This window comes from Flavobacterium sp. GSB-24, assembly GCF_027924665.1.
Taxonomy (GTDB): Bacteria; Bacteroidota; Bacteroidia; order Flavobacteriales; family Flavobacteriaceae; genus Flavobacterium.
This window is the reverse complement of record NZ_AP027043.1, coordinates 1,583,679-1,604,670: the sequence shown is the minus strand read 5'-3', so window position 1 is coordinate 1,604,670 and position 20,992 is coordinate 1,583,679. Positions and strand designations below refer to the sequence as shown.

The 20,992-nt window shown below is 33.9% G+C and carries 11 protein-coding genes; 8 read left to right on the top strand and 3 right to left on the bottom strand.

Going from position 1 to position 20,992, the window contains the following annotated elements:
* Positions 1-4 precede the first annotated feature (4 nt).
* Positions 5-3,229, bottom strand: a complete 3,225-nt coding sequence (locus QMG60_RS07145) for a TonB-dependent receptor (protein WP_281867327.1) — start codon at positions 3,227-3,229, stop codon at positions 5-7.
* Positions 3,230-3,573: 344 nt separating this feature from the next.
* On the opposite strand from QMG60_RS07145, the gene QMG60_RS07140 reads away from it, so the two are divergent.
* Positions 3,574-6,453, top strand: a complete 2,880-nt coding sequence (locus QMG60_RS07140) for a triple tyrosine motif-containing protein (protein ID WP_134139266.1) — start codon at positions 3,574-3,576, stop codon at positions 6,451-6,453.
* Between the two features lie 33 nt (positions 6,454-6,486).
* On the opposite strand, the gene murF is transcribed toward QMG60_RS07140, so the two are convergent.
* Both murF and gldJ read right to left on the bottom strand, forming a co-directional pair.
* A complete protein-coding gene (gene murF / locus QMG60_RS07135) occupies positions 6,487-7,773 on the bottom strand; it encodes a UDP-N-acetylmuramoyl-tripeptide--D-alanyl-D-alanine ligase (RefSeq protein ID WP_281867326.1) in 1,287 nt (428 codons plus the stop codon).
* A gap of 117 nt (positions 7,774-7,890) precedes the next feature.
* Complete coding sequence (gene gldJ / locus QMG60_RS07130; protein ID WP_057117531.1) at positions 7,891-9,576, bottom strand: gliding motility lipoprotein GldJ; 1,686 nt, start codon at positions 9,574-9,576, stop codon at positions 7,891-7,893.
* A gap of 212 nt (positions 9,577-9,788) precedes the next feature.
* On the opposite strand from gldJ, the gene porU reads away from it, so the two are divergent.
* From porU to QMG60_RS07095, 7 genes are all read left to right on the top strand, one after another.
* Entirely contained in the window at positions 9,789-13,625 is a 3,837-nt protein-coding gene (gene porU / locus QMG60_RS07125) for a type IX secretion system sortase PorU (protein WP_281867325.1), read from the top strand.
* 40 nt (positions 13,626-13,665) lie between these two features.
* Positions 13,666-14,871: a type IX secretion system outer membrane channel protein PorV gene (gene porV / locus QMG60_RS07120; RefSeq protein ID WP_057117533.1), complete on the top strand. Its 1,206-nt coding sequence runs from the start codon at positions 13,666-13,668 to the stop codon at positions 14,869-14,871.
* 79 nt (positions 14,872-14,950) lie between these two features.
* Entirely contained in the window at positions 14,951-15,433 is a 483-nt protein-coding gene (gene cdd, locus QMG60_RS07115; RefSeq protein ID WP_281867324.1) for a cytidine deaminase, read from the top strand.
* 159 nt (positions 15,434-15,592) lie between these two features.
* Complete coding sequence (gene pdhA / locus QMG60_RS07110; protein ID WP_057117535.1) at positions 15,593-16,591, top strand: pyruvate dehydrogenase (acetyl-transferring) E1 component subunit alpha; 999 nt, start codon at positions 15,593-15,595, stop codon at positions 16,589-16,591.
* Between the two features lie 6 nt (positions 16,592-16,597).
* Positions 16,598-18,253, top strand: a complete 1,656-nt coding sequence (locus QMG60_RS07105) for a pyruvate dehydrogenase complex dihydrolipoamide acetyltransferase (protein ID WP_281867323.1) — start codon at positions 16,598-16,600, stop codon at positions 18,251-18,253.
* A 115-nt stretch (positions 18,254-18,368) separates the two neighbouring features.
* A complete protein-coding gene (locus tag QMG60_RS07100; protein WP_281867322.1) occupies positions 18,369-20,216 on the top strand; it encodes a hydrolase/aminopeptidase in 1,848 nt (615 codons plus the stop codon).
* A gap of 243 nt (positions 20,217-20,459) precedes the next feature.
* Positions 20,460-20,990: a carboxymuconolactone decarboxylase family protein gene (locus QMG60_RS07095; RefSeq protein ID WP_057117538.1), complete on the top strand. Its 531-nt coding sequence runs from the start codon at positions 20,460-20,462 to the stop codon at positions 20,988-20,990.
* Positions 20,991-20,992: the final 2 nt, after the last annotated feature.

The following is a 20,992-nucleotide window of genomic DNA, read 5'->3' as shown; positions in this document are numbered from 1 at the left end:
TATATTAAAAATCAGCACTTAAACCAAACATCACCGTTCTAGCTTGTGGATACAAACCTAAATCAATTCCTGAAGCCCATGGAGCATTTGTATTATCTCCTGACCAACGAACTTCTGGATCCATACCATCATATTTAGTAAATGTATATAGGTTATTTACTGCAACATAAAATTTAAGATTTGAGATAAACTTGAAATCTTTAAATACTTCGTTGAAATTATAACCTAACGTTAAGTTATTTATTCTCAAATAATCTGCATTTTGCATATAAATATCTGACACATAATTGCTATTTCTATTTGAAGTAGCACTTAATCTAGGCATTTTAGTAGATGTACCTTCTCCATGCCAGCGATCAAAAACATCAGAAGTATAATTTTGAGCAGGACTATCTGCAAAAGATCTATATGACTGCATAACTTGCATACCAAATTTACCAGCCATAGTAGTGTTCAAGTAAACATTTTTGTATTCAAAATTTAACTGAATCCCTAATTCAAAATCTGGATTTGGATTTCCTAAATAAACTTTATCACTTTCGTCAATAATACCATCATTGTTTTGGTCTACAAAACGAACATCTCCAGGACGTTGATCGCTAAAATATGGCTGCCCGTCTGGACCAACATACTCATTAACTTCTTGTTGATTCTGTAAAATTCCTGCTGTTTTAAAACCGTAGAAATAACCTAATGGGAAACCTACCTGACCTCTTGAGATTTCTCCTGTTCCTTGTGATAATACGTTAGAAGGTCCGTGCAATATTCCGTCAGCATTTGCAATTCTTGTAACTTTATTTTTATTGAATGCTCCACTTACAGTAGCTCCATATTTAAAGCCCCCAATTTTATCACTCCAATTTACAGAAAACTCAAAACCTTTATTTTCGATATCTCCACCATTAAAATAAGGTGGTGCAGCTCCATCCGTTCCTCTTCCTGCTGCTAGAACTAACCAGTCTTTAGTAGTTTTGTTATACCAATCTAAAGTCACGTTTAATCTAGAATCAAATAAACTTGCATCAAGACCGAAATCTAATTGCTCCGATGTTTCCCAAGTTAAATCTGGATTGGTAACTCTAGCTGGATAAGCTGTTGTTCCAGAAACTGGTTTTGTATCTCCAAAAAAGTATCCAGGAAAAACGTAAGCAATATTTGAAGAATAATAAAAGTTAGGAATATCTTGGTTACCATTTTGTCCCCAGCTTCCTCTTACTTTTAATGAATTAAGCCATTTAGAAGAACTTTCCATAAAATCTTCTTTTGTAATTACCCAACCTGCAGAAACAGAAGGGAAATATCCCCATCTTTTTCCTTCTGCGAAGTTAGAAGAACCATCAGCACGTATTGTAGCTGAAAGAAGGTATTTTTCTTTATAATCATATTGTGCTCTAGCAAAATAAGACATAATACCACCTCCACCAGCTGAAGTATCCATTCCGTTAGTTCCAATATCATTAATTGTTTTTGGAGCTGTATTGTTTAAATATGCGTATCGCGGATCTTCACCAAATGTCAAATTATTCCTTGAACCACTAACATTATTGTTCACCAAATATTGAATCAACTCAGTTCCTGCAACGGCAGAAATATTATGGTTTCCAAATTGTTTTTTATAAGAAACAGTATTTGTCCAAGTTGAGTTAGCCCCAATGTAAGAATACTGAGATGCACCATTGATATAATCTTGATAGAGTACACCCAAATTATATGTTGGATTCATCGATCTTCCATATCCAAACCAAGAATCAATACCATAAACCGTTCTAAATTTCAAATCTTTAATTGGTTCAATTTCTAAGAAAGCATTTCCTGTAATTCTATTATCTTTTGGATAATTATAATTACTTCTGTAAAACATTACTGCTAAAGGATTTGTTTGTCCCGTAGAAATGCCATCTAAAGTTGGTGTAAATCCAAATTTATCGATATTTCTATCAATAGAAGTCTGCCAATAAGCCGGCTGTAATGGGTTTGCAGTTAATGCATTATGCAAATCATTTCCATAAATATTACCATTAGAAACTCCTCTATTTTGAGAATTAGTGTAAGTAACATTTTCTCCTACAGTAATGATGCTATGACTATCATTCTTTTTCAATACCATTTGAGTATTTAATCTAGTTGTAAGTCTTTTAAAACCTGCATCAACTAAATCTCCACCAATAATACCATCTTGTTGAAAATAAGAAACTCCGAAAGCATAAGTTATATCTTCACTGCCTCCAGTAATGTTAAGAGAATGATTCATGATCGGAGCATCTTTTTTACTCATTTCATTAATCCAGTTTGTCCCTGTCCATCCATTTTGTAATTTCTCCCAAATCTCATTTCCTAATTGAGTACCAGCGCCAGGAAATTGAGTATTTAACCATGAATTATTAGTCAAAAGTTTTTGCCAATCTTGACGAGGCAATCCATCGTTTACTCTTCCTTCATCAATAATGTACATATACTCTTGCGCATTCAAAGGATCTAAATTTTTATAGATATTTTGAATACCGAAGTAACTGTCATAACTAATTCTTGCAGCTCTTCCTTTTTTACCTTTTACTGTCGTAACTAATACAACTCCATTAGCTGCTCTAGATCCATAAATAGCAGCAGAAGCCGCATCTTTTAATATGTCAATAGATTCAATATCTGAAGGGCTCAAATAATCGATATTACCAACAGAAATACCATCAACGATATACAATGGGTTAGAGTTTCCATTCGTACCCAATCCACGAATAGTTACCTTAGTACCAGCCCCAGGCGAACCATTTGTTCTTGTAATACTAATACCAGGAGCAATACCTTGAAGCGCCTCCATAGCAGATCCTGTATTTAGTTCCTTAATCGTTTCTCCTTTAAGATTTGTAGAAGCACCGGTAATGAGGCCTTTTTTCTGAGTACCATAACCTACTACGACAACTTCATTTAAATTTTGAGATGTTGCAGTAAGAATCGCATTAATCTTTGTCCTTCCATTAATAGTCTCATTTAGTGTCTGAAATCCAACGAAACTAATAACTAAGACCCCATTTGAAGGAGCACTAATCTGAAATTTTCCATCAAAGTCAGATGCAGTAGCTTTATTCGTTCCTTTTACTAAAACCGTCGCTCCTGGGACGGGTAATCCACTTTCATCATTTATGGTTCCATTTACCGTCACATCCTGAGCAAATGCGACAGCCGAAAACAGCAAAGACGAAACACAAAAAATAAGTAATTTTGTCAATTTCATTTTTCTAAAAATTTTGGTTAATTAATTAGTAATTTAATGCAATTATAATGTTAAATTTTAATAAACTTGAATTAAAATTCTTTACAAAAACACTTCAAACTAAATAATGTTACACTACAAAAACACAACATTTTTTTTTTAATATATTAATTTACTGTATTTTAGCTTTAACAAAAAATTGTTATAAAAATGTTAATTAAAAAAAACGTATATTACATTAGTTTAACAACAACTATAACGTTATAAATTAAAAATAATTTAAAAAAGTAGAGTCATTGAGATTGAAAAATAAACAATCAAATGACATTATAAAGCATTTCTAATAAAAATACATTTAAAATTTTATGAAATTCATAGTTAGACCTTTTGCACTTACATTACTATTTTTCATACAAAACATAAGTTTTTCTCAGGTAAAAAACATTGGAATTCCAGATATTAAAAATTACAAAAGATCAGAATACAAAGGAGGAACTCAAAACTGGAGTATAGACCAGGATAAAAACGGAAATATCTATTTTGCAAACAACAGTGGTTTGATCCAATTTGATGGATCTAACTGGCATAAATATTCATTACCTAATAAATCTGAAATACGAAGCTTAAAAATTGATCCTTCAGGAAGAATTTTTGTTGGAGGAAACAATGAATTTGGTTATTTTAAAATTGATGAAAAAGGAATATTAAAATATCATTCCCTCTACAATCTATTAAGTCCTATTGATAAGGAAAACATTAATCTGATTTGGAGAATTCATCTCTTTAGAGGAGAGGTTATATTTCAATCTTTTTCAAAAGTATTTTTCCTGAAAAACGAAAAAATAACCACTTTAAGCGCACCTCACAAATTCCAGTTTTCATTTTTAGTAAACAATCGCCTTTATTTCCAAGACAAAACATTGGGAATGCTCGAATACAAAAACAGGAGACTGACAGCAGTAGAAGGCACAACTCTTTTTAATGATAAAGAGATTTGGTCTCTTTTTCCTTTACCAAATAATCGATTATTATATGCAACTTTAGAAAAAGGGCTTTTTGTTTCAGAAAATGGCACAATAAAACCTTGGGCAACAGAAGCAAATGATTTCATCAAGAAAAATACTTCTCTTGGCGGATCTATAATTAAAAACAAATTTATAGTGCTAAATTCTGTACTAGACGGCGCTATTATTTGTGATTTAAACGGAAAGATACTTCAGCATTTAAATAGACAAAAAGGCATTCAAAACAATACCATCTTAGCATCATTTATAGATAATAAAAACAACATCTGGCTTGGTCTGGACAATGGTATTACATTTATTAATGAGAATTCTCCTTTTTCTTATTTTGATTACAGTTATAATATAGGAACAGTTTATGCCTCAACAACATTTGAAGATAATTTATATGTTGCCACCAATCAAGGTTTATTTTATCATCCGTGGGGGAAATCGTTTAAGGACAGCCCATTTACAAGAGTCGAAGGAACAATTTCTCAAGTTTGGAATATTCAAGTTTTAAACAATGTCCTTATCTGCGCCAGTAACAGCGGCGCATTGGTAATTGAAAAGAACAGAGTATCAAAAATATTAGATAATAAAGGATATTTTGGATTCAAAAAAATTCCAAATCATGAAAATTATATTATTGGCGAAAGCTATAGCGGATTTTCTGTTTTCAAAAAATCTGCAACAGGTTATGATTATTTACATCAAGTAAAAGGATTTGATGAAACTACAAATAACTTTTCTGTAGAAATAGATGAAAACTATTTATGGCTTAAGAAAAACCCTTTCCTCTACCAAGTAAAATTATCAGACGACTTGAAGAGGTTTGATTTTATGAAAAAACATACTAATATTTCTGAAAATCATAAAGGAATCAACAGCCTGCAAAATATTAATGGTAAAGTTTATTTTCAAGTCCGCAATCATTTTTATAGATATTCAGTTGAGCAGGAGGCTTTTTTTGAAGATAAAAAGATTAGTAATTTATTTAAAGGAATTCCAACTATTAATACATTGATTGAAGATCCTTCAGGAAATTTATGGTATGCATTTAATGAATCTCTAGGAGTATTGGTTAAAAACCACAATGGAACTTACGCTAAAAAACAAGCTATATTTTCAAACTTGACAGGAAATTTAGTGAACAATTATGTATCTGTAAATGCTATTGATCCTCAAAATATTTTTATAGGTTTAACGGATCGTTTAGCCCATTACAATTCTACCATTTCAAATGCATTCATGACAAAACCGAAAGCATTCATTGAAAGTTTTTCTTTTCCTGGCGATACTATTTTGACAGGTAATCTAACAAACCAGGCAGAATCGTACAGTATACCATATAAGTCCAATCGAGTAAAATTTACTTTCGCATCGCCAATATACGAAAATCAAGAAAATGTAATGTATTCTTATAGGTTGGAGCCTTTTGAAGAAAACTGGAGAGGATGGTCGTCTACCGCCATAAAAGAATATACCAATTTGAGAGAAGGAAATTATGTAATGAAATTAAAAGCCAGAAACAGCTACGGCATAGAGTCTAATATTGCTGAAGTTGAATTTACTGTTTCTCCGCCATGGTACAGACATTTCCTTGCTTATCTATTTTATCTAATTCTCATTTTACTGGGTGCTTACTTAATATCTATCAGAATTAAACTAAAGATCAGAAAAAATAGATACTACGAAACAATTGAACAACGAAGATTATATCTTGAAAGAGAATCTAAAATAAGACATGAGCAACATGATTTGGAGAAAGAAATTGAAAAATTAAAAAATGATAAACTTCAAATTAAAATCTTAGCAAAAGATAAAGAACTAGTAAACAACTCATTACAAGTTGTAAAAAAGAACAAAGTATTAAACGGAATTATTCATAAACTTAAAGACATTGATACCAGCATATTAGACGACAATACTAAATCTGAGTTTAGCAAATTACACAAAAGTATTGTAAAAGAAGTTAATACAGATAAAAGCTGGAAAGACTTAGAAAAACACATTAAAAACGTTCATTTTGAGTTCTTAAAGCGCCTTAAAGGCCAATACCCTACTATTTCGCCAAGAGAATTAGATTTGTCGACTTATTTACTAATGAATATGTCAACCAAAGAAATAGCCGAAATTATGAACATTTCAACTGGGGGAGTTGAATTAGCTCGTTATCGTCTGAGAAAAAAATTAGGATTAAATAAAAAAGAAAACCTAATTGGGTTTTTAATGAGTATTTAAAAAGAAAGCCATCCGAATTGGATGGCTTCTTTTTTATGAAATATATTCTAAAGTCCGTTCTAACGCCATTCCTCTGGAACCTTTAATTAAAATGGTATTTGAATCAAACTTAAATGATTTTATAAAAGCCGCAAAAGCATCAAATGTTTCAAAAAACTGTATGTTTTCTTTTGAAACTTGATTAGCATAAAACGATTTCCCTATTAAAAAACATAATGCTTGATCTTGATCCGCTAAAGAATCAACTATAACTTTATGCTCATACAAACTCTCATCCCCGAGTTCAAACATGTCTCCAAGAATCATCATTTTATTATTTTTATCTAATTGAAGAAAGTTAGCAATCGCAACTGCCATACTGCTCGGATTTGCATTGTAAGCATCTAAAATAATTTCATTTTTGCCTCTCTGCATCATTTGAGATCTGTTATTCGCTGGAATATAATTCTCAATTGCACTCTTTATATCGCTCTCATTTACTTCAAAATATTTTCCAATAGCTACAGCTGCATTGATGTTATTTGCGTTATAAAGCCCTATTAAATGCGATTCAACTGCAAAATCGTTATAGCTTATGGCTACAAATGGATTTGCTGTTATTTCTTGAATATTTAGATCTGCATTTCCTTTTTTGACACCAAATGTAAATGCTTTAATACCTTTTGATTTCTCTATCTGAATAGGATCTTCAAGATTGACAAAAACAGTCTTTTGATTTGCTGCGAGATATTGATACATTTCGCTTTTACCAGCAATTACTCCTTCAACCCCACCAAAACCTTCTAAATGGGCTTTCCCAAAATTTGTGATATAACCAAAATCTGGCTGCGCAATTTGGCACAAAAATTCAATTTCTTTTTGGTGGTTAGCCCCCATTTCGACAATTCCGATCTCTGTTTCTTTTGTAAATGAAAGCAAAGTTAATGGCACTCCAATATGATTGTTTAAGTTCCCTATTGTAGCTTTTGTTTTGAACTTTTTGGACAACACAACATTAATTAATTCTTTTGTTGTCGTTTTTCCATTACTGCCGGTTAATGCCACAATTGGAAGCCCTAGATAAGTACGATGAAACTTCGCTAATTCTTGAAGTGTTTCTAAACTATTCTTAACCAAAATAGTTCTATCATCAATAAAGTAAGATTCATTATCAATTACTACAAATAAAGCTCCTAAATCTAAAGCTTCTTTAGCAAATGTATTAGCATCAAAATTCTCTCCTTTAATGGCAAAAAATATTGAATTCTTTTCAATCTTTCTTGTATCTATAGAAAGAGAACTGCATTGTAAAAACAGGTTATGAATGTCTTGAATATTCATTTATAAATTTTTTAATAGGTCATAAAAGTAAAAAAAAAACAATAAAAAAATTCCAAATTCCAGACTGAATATTCAGCTTTTGGAATTTGGAATTTTTTATACTTGAATTTCTAAATCTTAGTTTCTAGGAGATTTTCTCTTTTCAGATTTTGAACCAACTCTAGACATTGCACATCTAAATCCAATATAATCAGTTGCCATATCTTGAGGGAAATATCTTCTTTGAGCTGGATCTAACCAATAAGCTCTATCTCTCCAAGAACCTCCTTTGTAAACTCTTACTTTATCATCGATTAAAGTAGTACGTTTACTAGAGTTATCATATTTTCTAATCATCTTACCTAAACTGTCTGTTGTTACATTATGTTTAGGAGAATTGTACATTGCTTGATCAGCTTTAGCGCCAGACTCTGAATCTCCAAAGTCAAAATATCTAGAAGATTGTTTATCACCATCTCTGTAATTGATATTATTACTTGTACTGAAATTCGTTCTTAAATATGTTTCTTGTTCGTCAACTGGAACTTGAGCAATTTCTCCTGGAAGATTTCTTGCTATAACTTTACCGTTGCTTAAAGTATCATATTTAATGTTAGAAGTTGAAACGATTTCAACTTTACCGTCTTTACCAATTTTGTTTTTAGCATATTGATTTCCTCTATAGTAGTTAAAATCATTTGCTTCATTATCAATAATAGGTCTGTAAACATCGGCAACCCATTCTGCAACGTTTCCAGCCATATCATAAAGACCGAAATCATTTGGAGCGTAGCTTTTCACAGCATTTGTAATATCTGCTCCGTCATCTGACCAACCTGCAATTCCACCGTAGTCACCGTTTCCTTGTTTAAAGTTAGCCAATTGATCACCTCTGTTTTTACGTTTGCTAGAACGTGTGTAATCTCCAGACCATGGATATTTCTTTTGACCTTTGTAGATATTGTATTCTCTTTGTCCAACATCAGCTGCAGCAGCATATTCCCATTCTGCTTCAGTAGGAAGTCTGTATTCTGGCAAAATGATTCCAGAAGAACGTTGAGCGTAAACATTTTTCTCTTCAGGAACTACACCGTCTTTACCAGCTTTAGGTCTTTTCCCTCCAGGATTTTTCTTTAACACAATCTCTTCGCTTCCACCACGTGATGTACTTGGAGACATTAAGTAACCTTCAGTGTTAAATGCATTATCAGCACTAACTTCATTCGTTTTAGCACCTTTTTTAAGATACCCGTTTTTCTCTAAAACAGCTTCGTTTACACGGTCTGTTCTCCATTTACTAAATTCAACTGCTTGAATCCAGTTAACACCAACTACAGGATAGTTAGCATAAGATGGGTGTCTTAAATAGTTGTTTGTCATCGTTTCGTTATATCCTAAACGATTTCTCCAAACAAGAGTATCTGGCGATGCTCCTTCGTAAATATTTTTGTAATTTTCTTCCGTTGGCGGGAAAACTTTCTTTAACCATTCTAGGTATTCTAAGTACATACCATTCGTAACTTCGGTTTCGTCCATGTAGAATGACTGAACGTGTTGTTGAGTTGGTGTGTTATTCCAATCATGCATAACATCATCCTGTACTTTACCCATAGTAAACGTACCTCCTTCAACAAAAACCAAACCAGGACCAGCCTGTTGTTTTTTCCCTGCATTTCTAGCAGCAGTTCCATTCTGACTATCTACATCCCAGCCAGTTGCTCTAGAAGCGTGAGAGGAACTAGATTTTTTGCTACAACTAGCCATGCCCAACATCAATACCATTGACATCATTAATTGCAAGGCTACAATTTTGTTTACTTTCATACTCATTCTTAGGTGATAAATTTAGGTGCTGCAATATAATAATTAACATTTAATTAGCAACATCTGTTCTAATAATTTTATTTAGCTGTTTTTTACCAGAAAATAACCTTTAGTTACGAACGCAAAAATATACTTTTTATTATTACTGTAACATGAAATACTATATTTTTACTTAATAATTATTTTTTAATTAAATTTCGCTTTTCAAACCAATGAAACAAGTAATATTCATCTTTATTTTTTTGATTCCAATTCTCTCATTTTCTCAGTTAAATGGGGACGTCACGATCAATTGGCAGAACAAAAAGGAGATCAATTACGGCGAAAATAAAATTATTATCCCAACCTTTACCGGAAGCAGTTTTCGCTTCGATATTACAAAAAAAAGCATAACGTTCCTCCAAAATCTCAACCAATCCAACGTCTCAAACGGCAGCTCGATACAAATTAACAATATTATTTACGAGTCGGTTTCAAGAGCAGAATTAGGAGATTTAACAACTGCAAACATACCTGAAAAACCGAACGAATCTTTATTAATTACAAATTCGCGTGATCTAAAACAATCTTTTCTTTCATTATATCCAATAATAAAGGATGGAAGTGGTTTTAAACGTATTAGGTCATTTTCTTACAATATAAACAATTCAACAGCAAGAACAAACAATACTTCCTTCTTTCAAAAAACTGCTGCAATTTCAAATTCTGTTTTAGCATCTGGAGATTGGTATCGGTTTTATGTTCAAAAATCTGGTGTATATAAAATAAGCAAGTCCTTTTTACAAAGCTTAGGATTTGATCCTTCGAGAGTTGATCCGAGAAGAATAAAAATTTACGGAAACGGTGGCAAAATGCTTCCCCTGGCCAACAACATCTATTATCCAGATGATTTAACTGAAAATGCAATTCAGATTATCGGTGAAGATGACGGCACTTTCAACAATGAAGATTATATTCTTTTTTATGCCGAAGGAGTTGAAAACTGGAACTCTGAAAGTCAAACCAATCTAAATTTGTACGACACTAAGTCTTATTACTATGTAACTGCGTCTGGGACTGAGGGAAAGAGAATTCCTAATTTAAATCAGCCAACGGCGAACAGCACTTTAGAACTGAACACGTTTGATGACTATCAATTTCATGAAATCGACCAGACTAACATTGTCCATTTAGGTCGTCAATGGCTTGGAGAATCTTTTGATATTAATCAGGAACAGGAATTTTCATTCAGTTTTCCAAATCTCGACACTTCTACACCAATAAAAATTGAAGTAAATGCTGCTTCAACGGCTTTTACCCCTACTTCATTTATTGTTTCTGCCAACGGACAAAATGTTGGGACTATAAATTTTTCGTCATTAATAACAAATTCTGACACTAAATACTACACTGGAAAATTACCCACAAACACAACTTTTACAGGAACCGATAATATAAAAATAAAACTTACCTATAATAATAATGGAGTTCCAGGGTCAAAAGGCTATTTAGATTACATCAATTTGACAGCAAAACGAAAACTTTTAGGAACTGGAAAGCAATTTTTGTTTCAATACAACAATGCGGGATCTATAAGTGGAGTTGTTAATTACACGATTGGAAATGCGGCGGGAATAAGTCAGATTTGGGATATTACAGACCTATATAATGTATCAAAAATTGAAAATGCAAATCAATCAACTTTTAGCTTTAAAGCCAATTTAGGAGAAGTTAGAAAATATGTAACAGTTGATGCTGCGGATTATTACACTCCTTTAAAAGACAACCAATCAAAAATTGCAAATCAAAACTTAAAAGGCACAATTTTTAGAAATAGCCAAAATACTTTTCAAGACATCGATTATGTAATTGTATCTCCAAAATCTTTGATATCTCAAGCGGAAAGACTGGCTAGTTTTCATCGCATCAATTCAAACTTAAATGTAAAAGTTATTTCACTAGACAATATTTATCAGGAGTTCTCTTCCGGAAAACAAGATATTGCAGCTATTCGAAATTGCGTTAAATATATTTACGAGAATGCTTCTTCTTCAGAAAAAAGAATAAAGTATTTAAATCTATTTGGTGATGCTTCGTATGATTACAAGGACCGAATTTCTAACAACACCAATATTGTACCTATATATCAATCGTTAATAAGCAATACGGTTGGAGAAGCTGGATTTGCTTCTGATGATTTTTTTGGCTTTATGGATGCTGATGAAGGAATTATAGCTTACCCTTTTGGAGGAATTGACATTGCAGTGGGAAGAATGCTTGTTTCAGACAATTCGCAAGCACAGGAAATGGTCAACAAAGTTTTAGAATATCATAATGCAAAATCGTACGGAAACTGGAGAAACAATTTTGTTTTAATAAGCGATGATTCTGATAAATCTGGAGACGAAACATTACAGTCCCGCCAAAACGGATTGGCCGATGTGATAGCCACAGAAAAACCTTTTTTTAATATCGAAAAAATACTTTTAGATTCTTACACACAAGAAGCTTCTGCCGGTGGAGCGCGATATCCCAAAGCAAGAACCGATTTTTTTAATGCTTTTGAAAAAGGCGCATTAGTTTTTAATTATTTGGGACATGGAGGCGAAGACGGATTAGCAAGTGAACGAATTTGGGAAAAATCAGATGGGCAGAATTTAAACAATCAATACAAATATCCTTTATTCGTTACAATTACCTGTGAATTTTCAAGATTTGACGATCCAACAAGACCAACAGCTGGAGAATATGTATTTTGGAACCCAAAAGGAGGTGCAATTTCTATGCTGACAACAATTCGTGAAATCGGCCAGCCAAATGCAGAAGATTTCAATGACATATTAAGCAAAAATCTTCTTTCATATGGCTCAAATCAATACAATAGCATTGCAGAATCTTTAAGAATTTCAAAAAACGAAAGACCAAGTTCTGCCAGTAATGTTGTTGTATATATAGGCGATCCTGCTTTGATGTTAGCAATTCCAAAACCTAGGATTAATTTAACAAAAGTAAATGATATTGTGATTTCTCAAGCTATACCTGATTTAAAATCACTGTCAAAAATCAAAATATCAGGAGAAATTACAGATGAAAACAATACTCTTTTAAGCAATTATAATGGAGAATTAGCCACCGCCATTTTCGATAAAATGATTACAAATTCGACTTTAAACAATGACGGTTTCAGCCCTCCAATACAATTTAAAACCTTAGGAGAAACGATTTTTAGAGGAAATGCATCTGTCACAAATGGACAATTTGAATTTAGTTTTGTTGTTCCGAGAGACATTAGAATTCCTGTTGATAATGGTCGAATTAGTTTTTATTCTAAAAAAAATGAGGCTCTAGAAAACCAAACGGGCTACAATAATAGCATTAAAATTGGAGGAATTAACGAAAATGCACCTCAGGACAATATAAGTCCAAAAGTTAAGTTATATATGAACGACGAAACTTTTGTGTCTGGAGGCATTACAAATGAGTCTCCTTTCCTTTTAGCCTTTTTAGAAGACGAAAACGGAATTAATACAGCAAGTGGAATCGGGCATGATATTGTTGCAATTTTAGATGGAGATGTAAGCAATCCTTATATTTTGAATGATTATTATCAAACAAAATTAGACGATTACACAAACGGGAACTTACGCTTCCCTTTTAGAAATTTAGCCCCAGGATTACACACCATAAGCTTCACTGCTTGGGATGTTTATAATAATCCTGTTACCAGCGAAATTCAATTTACAGTTGTTGGAGATGAATCATTGACATTATCACACGTTCTTAATTACCCAAACCCTTTTTCAACTTATACACAATTCTGGTTTTCGCATAACAGACCATACGAACCGCTGGAAGTACAGGTTCAAGTTATGACTATTACAGGAAAAGTGGTTTGGACTAAAAATCAAACAATAACAACAGAAGGATTTTTATCAAGAGAAATAACATGGGACGGAAAGGATGATTTTGGAGACAGAATCGGAAAAGGAGTATATATTTACAAACTCACGGTAAAATCAAATTTAACAAATAAAAAAGCAGAAAAATACGAAAAGCTTGTCATCCTATAATATTATATATATTTGCATCACCAAAACATTAGTCCCATAAATGAAAAAAATATCACTTTTATTAATTTGTTTTTTTATTTTCTGCAGTTCAAAGGCCCAGGAATCAAGACCTATAGTAACTGGAGTACCTTTTCTATTAGTAGCCGCAGATGCTAGAGCAGCCGGTTTAGCCGACCAAGGTGTCGCTACTTCGTCCGACGTTTTCTCACAACAATGGAATCCCGCTAAATACGCATTTGCAGAAGATGCTCAGGGTCTTTCTATTAGTTACACACCGTATTTGACGGATCTTGCCAACGACATTTCATTAGGTCAGTTGACTTACTACAACAAAATCAACGAAAAAAGTGCTTTTGCTGCAAGTTTTCGTTATTTTGGTTTTGGAGGAATTGAACTAAGATACACTGGAGATCCTAACGAAGCTGTACGAGAAGTAAATCCAAACGAATTTGCCTTAGACGGATCTTATTCACTAAAATTAAGTGAAAAATTCTCGATGGCAGTTGCAGGACGTTTCATAAACTCTAACCTAAAAGTCGCTTCAGAAGAAGTTGATGCAACATCTGCCAGTTCTTTTGCTGTTGATGTAGCCGCTTTTTATCAATCAGAAGAAATTGCTTACCAGGATTTCAACGGAAGATGGAGAGCCGGAATTAACTTTCAGAATCTAGGTCCAAAAATAAGTTATGACAATGATGATGTAAGTTCAAACTTTCTGCCAGCTAATTTAAGATTAGGTGGAGGATTTGATTTTATTTTTGATGACTACAACAAACTTACTTTAAGCGCCGAACTTACCAAACTTTTAGTTCCGACTCCTCCAGGCATAGGAACTGCCGTAGACGCAAATGGAGATGGAGATTTTGATGATCCAGAAGACATCACACAACAAGAAGCTACAGATGCTGGATATAGAGACTATAATGATATTGGATGGTTTCAAGGAGTATTCAAATCATTTGGTGATGCTCCAGGCGGATTTAAAGAAGAAGTAAAAGAAGTTACCTATAGCGTAGCTGCAGAATATATGTACCAAGATTCATTTGCAATGCGTTTAGGATACTATCACGAAAGTCCAGAAAAAGGAGCTAAACAATTTTTCTCTTTAGGAGCAGGATTTAAATACAACATTATGAAAATTGATGTATCTTATCTGTTCTCGGCTTCGAAAATAAAAAATCCATTAGAAAACACACTCCGTTTCTCTTTAACGTTTAACTTTGGTGACAAATACGAAACTTATTAAAGAGCTGCATTAAAATAAAAATAACTCAATCCAAATTCCGGCATTTTAGGAATTTGGATTTTTTTTCCCTTAAAAACAGATGAAAGAAATCAATATAACAACTTCATTTACAATATTTGATAGTTTAAAAGAACTTCCAGAAGAAATTCAGTATTTAATGAATCAAGCAGTCGAAATTAGAAAGAAGGCTTACGCGCCCTATTCAAACTTTAGAGTTGGAGCCGCTTTACTTTTAGACAACGGCAAAATTGTTTTAGGTTCCAACCAAGAAAACGCCGCTTATCCCTCTGGACTTTGCGCAGAAAGAGTTGCAATTTTTCATGCAGGAAGCATTTATCCTGAAGCCAAAATAACAAAAATGGCTATTACAGCAGCTTCAGATACAAACCAGACCACTGCCCCTATTCCACCTTGCGGCTCATGCCGACAATCAATTGCTGAATACGAAATAAAACAGGACACACCAATTGAAATCTATTTTATGGGCGAAATTGGCGAAGTTTATAAATCTTCATCACTAAAAAATTTACTCCCTTTAATGTTCGACAAAAAGTTCTTGTAAAAAAAAGCCAAAAAGTAGCTATTTAATTTTAGTTCTTAAATGTAATGTCTTATTTTTGCATCCCGACCTTTCGGGCGCAAATTTGTGGGAGGAAACTATTTTGCGTTACAGGCACAATAATCGATAACACAAACAACTTTAGCAAAAGAAAGAATTCAGATGAAAGAAGTTACAAAAGAGGTATATTTAAAGTGGTATGAGGACATGCTGCTTTGGAGAAAGTTTGAAGACAAACTTGCAGCATTATACATTCAACAAAAAGTTAGAGGTTTTCTACACCTATATAATGGTCAAGAAGCTGTATTAGCTGGTGCATTGCACGCTATGGATTTGACCAAAGATAAAATGATTACTGCTTACAGAAACCACGTTCAGCCAATTGGTATGGGAGTTGATCCTAGAAATGTAATGGCAGAACTTTTAGGAAAAGTAACAGGAACTTCTAAAGGTATGGGAGGTTCTATGCACATTTTCTCTAAAGAACACCGTTTTTATGGTGGTCACGGAATCGTTGGTGGACAAATTCCAGTAGGAGCAGGTTTAGCTTTTGCTGATAAATATTTCAACACTGGTGGTGTTACCATGACTTACTTTGGTGATGGAGCTGCAAGACAAGGTTCTTTACACGAAGCTTTCAACATGGCTATGTTATGGAAACTTCCAGTTGTATTTATTGTTGAAAACAACGGATATGCAATGGGAACTTCTGTAGAAAGAACTGCAAACCACACTGACATCTGGAAACTAGGTTTAGGTTATGAAATGCCTTGCGGACCGGTTGATGGAATGAATCCAGTAAAAGTTGCTGAAGCTATGCATGAAGCTATCGAAAGAGCGCGTCGCGGCGATGGACCAACTTTCCTTGAAATGAAAACATACCGTTACAGAGGACACTCTATGTCTGATGCACAATTGTACCGTTCGAAAGAAGAGGTTGAAGAATACAAAAAAATCGACCCAATTACTCAAGTTCTTGATGTAATTAAGGATCAAAAATATGCTACTGACGAAGAAATTGAAGTAATTGACCAAAGAGTTAAAGACTTAGTTGAAGAGTGTGCGAAATTCGCTGAAGAATCTCCATATCCAGACTTACAACAATTATACGATGTAGTATACGCACAAGAAGACTATCCATTTACACCTCATAAACTATAATTAATTATGGCTATTAAAGTAACAATGCCTCGTTTGAGCGATACTATGACGGAAGGAACGGTAGCGACTTGGTTAAAAAAAGTAGGCGACAAAATCAGCGAAGGAGATATCCTTGCTGAAATTGAAACAGACAAAGCAACAATGGAGTTCGAATCTTTTAACGAAGGAACTCTTTTACATATCGGAATTCAAGCTGGAGAAACTGCTCCAGTTGATTCATTACTTGCAATCATTGGTAAAGAAGGAGAAGATATTTCTGCTCTTTTAGCTGGTGGTGACGCTCCTGCTGAAGCGCCAAAAGCGGAAGCTAAAGAAGAAGCTCCTACTGCAGAAGCAAAAACTGAAACTGCTGCTCCTGCAAAAGCAGCTAATGAATTACCAAAAGGTGTTGTAGTTGTAACTATGCCACGTTTGAGTGATACAATGACAGAAGGTACAGTAGCAACTTGGTTGAAAAAAGTTGGCGATACTGTGGCTGAAGGAGATATTTTAGCAGAAATTGAAACAGACAAAGCTACAATGGAGTTTGAGTCATTCAATGCTGGAACATTATTATACATCGGAATTCAAGAAGGAAACACTGCTCCTGTTGACAGCTTATTAGCTATCATCGGACCTGCAGGAACTGACATTTCTGGAATTGCTGAAAATTATACTGCTGGAGGCGCTTCAACTGCAAGTGCACCTGCTGCAGAAGAAACAAAAGCTGCTCCTGCTGCTGAAAAAGAAACAGAAGCAACTGCTGATACTTCATCAAATGGAGGAAGAATTTTAGCTTCACCTTTAGCTAAGAAAATCGCTTCTGACAAAGGAATTCAATTATCACAAGTTAAAGGATCTGGAGAAAACGGACGTATCGTAAAAAGCGATATCGAAAACTTTACTCCATCTGCTCAAGGACAACCTGCTGCAAAACCTGCTGATGCAAAACAAGAAGCTTCTGCTCCTGCTGCACCAAAAGTATTTGTTCCTGCTGGAGAAGTTTACACAGAAGAGATCAAAAACTCTCAAATGCGTAAAATTATTGCTAAACGTTTGGCAGAATCTTTATTTACTGCACCTCACTACAACTTAGTGATCGAAGTAAGTATGGACGAAGCTATGGGTGCAAGAGCAACTATCAACACTGTTCCAGATACAAAAGTATCTTTCAACGATATGGTAATTAAAGCTTGTGCTTTAGCATTGAAAAAACACCCAAAAATCAACTCTCAGTGGAAAGAAGATGCTATCATCATCAACCACCACGTAAATATTGGTGTTGCTGTAGCTGTTGAAGACGGATTAGTAGTTCCTGTATTGAAATTTACAGATGCTATGAGTTTATCTCAAATTGGTGCTTCTGTAAGAGATCTTGCAGGAAGAGCTAAAAACAAAAAATTAGGACCACAAGAAATGGAAGGAAGTACTTTTACAGTATCTAACCTTGGAATGTTTGGTATTACTGAATTCAATTCAATTATCAACCAGCCAAACTCTGCAATCCTTTCTGTAGGTGCAATTGTTGAGAAACCAGTAGTTAAAAACGGTCAAATCGTAGTTGGAAACACAATGATGTTATCATTAGCATGTGACCACAGAACAATTGACGGTGCAACTGGCGCTCAATTCTTACAAACATTAAAACAATACATCGAAAGCCCAGTTACAATGTTGGCATAATATACACATGTCAGCCCGAGCTAAGTCGAAGGTTATATTTAATAAAATCCCGTTTTGTTTATTCAAAACGGGATTTTTTGTTTAATTTTCATCCTCAAATTCAATACTTCATAAAATGAAAAAACTAATCCTTGCAGCTTTATTTCTGACAGTAATTGCCTGCCAGAAAAAAGACCAAACGGAAAAACCAGCCGCTGTTACAGACGAACACAGCTACTCTAAACCAGAACTTGCTGTTGTAAAACATCTTGATCTAGATATTAAAGTCGACTTTGACACACAGACTATTTCAGGAAAAGCTTCTTGGCTAATTGATAATATCAGCAAAGGGAACGAAATTATTTTCGACGAAAACACTTTAAATATCACAAAAGTAACACTAGGCGACGAAGAAAAAGAAACCAAATTTGAACTTGGAAAGAATACTGAATTTCACGGAAAACCGCTTCATATTACAATTGAACCCAATACTACCAAAGTAAACATCTATTACAGCACAACAAAAGACGCTGTTGCTTTACAATGGCTGAAGCCTGAACAAACTGCAGACAAAAAGAAACCATTTTTATTTTCGCAAGGAGAAAGCGTTTGGTCAAGAACATGGATTCCATGTCAGGATTCTCCGGGAATTCGTTTTACTTACAATGCAAAAGTTACGGTTCCTAAAGATTTATTAGCCGTAATGAGCGCAGTAAATCCGCAGAAGAAAAATGATACAGGGGTATATACTTTCAAGCAAGACAAAGCAATTCCGTCTTATTTAATGGCGATTGCCGTGGGAGATATTGAATTTCAATCTATAGACAACAGAACTGGAGTTTATGCAGAGCCTTCAATGCTAAAAAAATCGGCTTGGGAATTTGCTGAACTAGGAAAAATGGTTGTCGCTGCCGAAAAGCTATATGGACCTTATCGCTGGGGACGTTATGATGTTTTGGTTTTACCTCCAAGTTTTCCTTATGGCGGAATGGAAAATCCAAACCTAACCTTTTTAACTCCAGGAGTTATTGCAGGAGATCGTTCGTTAACTAGTTTATTAGCACACGAATTAGGCCACAGCTGGAGCGGAAATTTAGTTACAAACGCAACTTGGGATGATATTTGGTTAAACGAAGGTTTTACAACTTATGTAGAACACCGAATAGGAGAAGCTATTTTTGGGAAGAAAGAATTTGAAATGCAAAATGTCATCACCCGTAAGGAACTAGTTGACAATGTAGCAGAATATGGAGAAACAAGTCCTGACACAAGATTAAAAGTATCTTTAACAGGAAGAAATCCAGATGACGGAATCAGTATGATTCCTTATGTAAAAGGTTATGCTTTTTTAAGAGTTATAGAAAATGCTGTTGGACGCGAAAAATTTGATGTTTTCATTAAAAATTATTTTGACGCACATGCGTTTAAATCAATTACAACAGAAGATTTTGTAAAATATCTAAATGAAAACCTGATAAAAGGAGACAAAACTTTAGCCGACAAAATCAAACTGGAAGACTGGATTTACAAACCTGGAATTCCATCAAACATTACTCCCGTAAGTTCTGCCGATTTTGACGCAATTGATAAAATTCAAAAAAGCTGGAGAGAAACCGGCGTAAAGGGATTAAGCAAAAAAATAACAACAACTGCAGAAAAACAGCATTTTATAGATCATCTTCCAGCAGATATTACAGTAAAAGAAATGGAAGCAATTGACAATGAATTCAACTTTACAAAAGGAGGCAATTTCATTATCAAACGCCAATGGTTTGTTCAGGCATTAATTCACCAATACAAACCAGCATATCCTGCAATTGAACAATTTTTAATTGGCATAAGCAGAACTGGATCTGTCATGATGCTTTATAAAGAAATGGTTAAAACCCCAGAAGGAAAAATTTGGGCTAAGCAGATTTTTGAAAAAGCAAAAGCTGGATATCATGCTACTACAATTCAAGCTGTTGAAGGTGTTTTGAAATAAATTTTTTAAACTATCATTTTAAAAGAGGCTGTCACTTTACGGACAGCCTCTTTTTTTATATGCACTATTTGTCATTTCTCCTCCGTCGAAATGACAAGATTATGATTTTTTCGTTTAAAATAATTGTCAGGGAAAATTGTCCATCACATAGCGTAGATTCTCCATGTTCCAAAATCTGTAATCGTCGCACCTTTGTAATGTCAAAAGACAACAACAAATAATAACATTTAAAATTTAAATAAAATGACACGATTAACAGCATTAAACCCAGAAGAAGTAACAGGAAAAACTAAAGATTTATTCAACGCTGTACAAGCAAAATTAGGTGTAGTTCCGAACATGATGAGAACAATGGGAAATTCACCAGCAGTTCTTGAAGGATATTTGAATTTGAGCGGTGCATTGAGCCACGGAAAACTAAGCGCAAAAACCGGCGAATTAATTGCATTAGCAGTTTCAGAAAGCAATTCTTGCGATTATTGTTTAGCAGCTCATACCTTTATTGGAGAAAAATTAGTTAAGGCAGATCCAGCGGTTTTAAAAGCGGCAAGAACAGGAAATTCAACAGACGCTAAAACAGAAGCAATTTTACAATTAGCTAAAACTTTAATCAGTAAAAATGGTTTAGTAAACGATGAAGATGTCAATAAAGCTAAAAATGCAGAAGTTTCTGACGCAGAAATCGCTGAAACTATTGCTCATGTCGCTTTAAATGTTTTAACAAACTATTTCAATAACGTTGCTAATACTGAAATTGATTTTCCAGCAGTATAATT

Excerpts from the sequence above, each read along its gene's own strand:
- QMG60_RS07145 (WP_281867327.1), bottom strand. The coding sequence starts at position 3,229 with ATGAAATTGACAAAATTACTTATTTTTTGTGTTTCGTCTTTGCTGTTT.
- QMG60_RS07140 (WP_134139266.1), top strand. The coding sequence starts at position 3,574 with ATGAAATTCATAGTTAGACCTTTTGCACTTACATTACTATTTTTCATA.
- murF (WP_281867326.1), bottom strand. The coding sequence starts at position 7,773 with ATGAATATTCAAGACATTCATAACCTGTTTTTACAATGCAGTTCTCTT.
- gldJ (WP_057117531.1), bottom strand. The coding sequence starts at position 9,576 with ATGAAAGTAAACAAAATTGTAGCCTTGCAATTAATGATGTCAATGGTA.
- porU (WP_281867325.1), top strand. The coding sequence starts at position 9,789 with ATGAAACAAGTAATATTCATCTTTATTTTTTTGATTCCAATTCTCTCA.
- porV (WP_057117533.1), top strand. The coding sequence starts at position 13,666 with ATGAAAAAAATATCACTTTTATTAATTTGTTTTTTTATTTTCTGCAGT.
- cdd (WP_281867324.1), top strand. The coding sequence starts at position 14,951 with ATGAAAGAAATCAATATAACAACTTCATTTACAATATTTGATAGTTTA.
- pdhA (WP_057117535.1), top strand. The coding sequence starts at position 15,593 with ATGAAAGAAGTTACAAAAGAGGTATATTTAAAGTGGTATGAGGACATG.
- QMG60_RS07105 (WP_281867323.1), top strand. The coding sequence starts at position 16,598 with ATGGCTATTAAAGTAACAATGCCTCGTTTGAGCGATACTATGACGGAA.
- QMG60_RS07100 (WP_281867322.1), top strand. The coding sequence starts at position 18,369 with ATGAAAAAACTAATCCTTGCAGCTTTATTTCTGACAGTAATTGCCTGC.
- QMG60_RS07095 (WP_057117538.1), top strand. The coding sequence starts at position 20,460 with ATGACACGATTAACAGCATTAAACCCAGAAGAAGTAACAGGAAAAACT.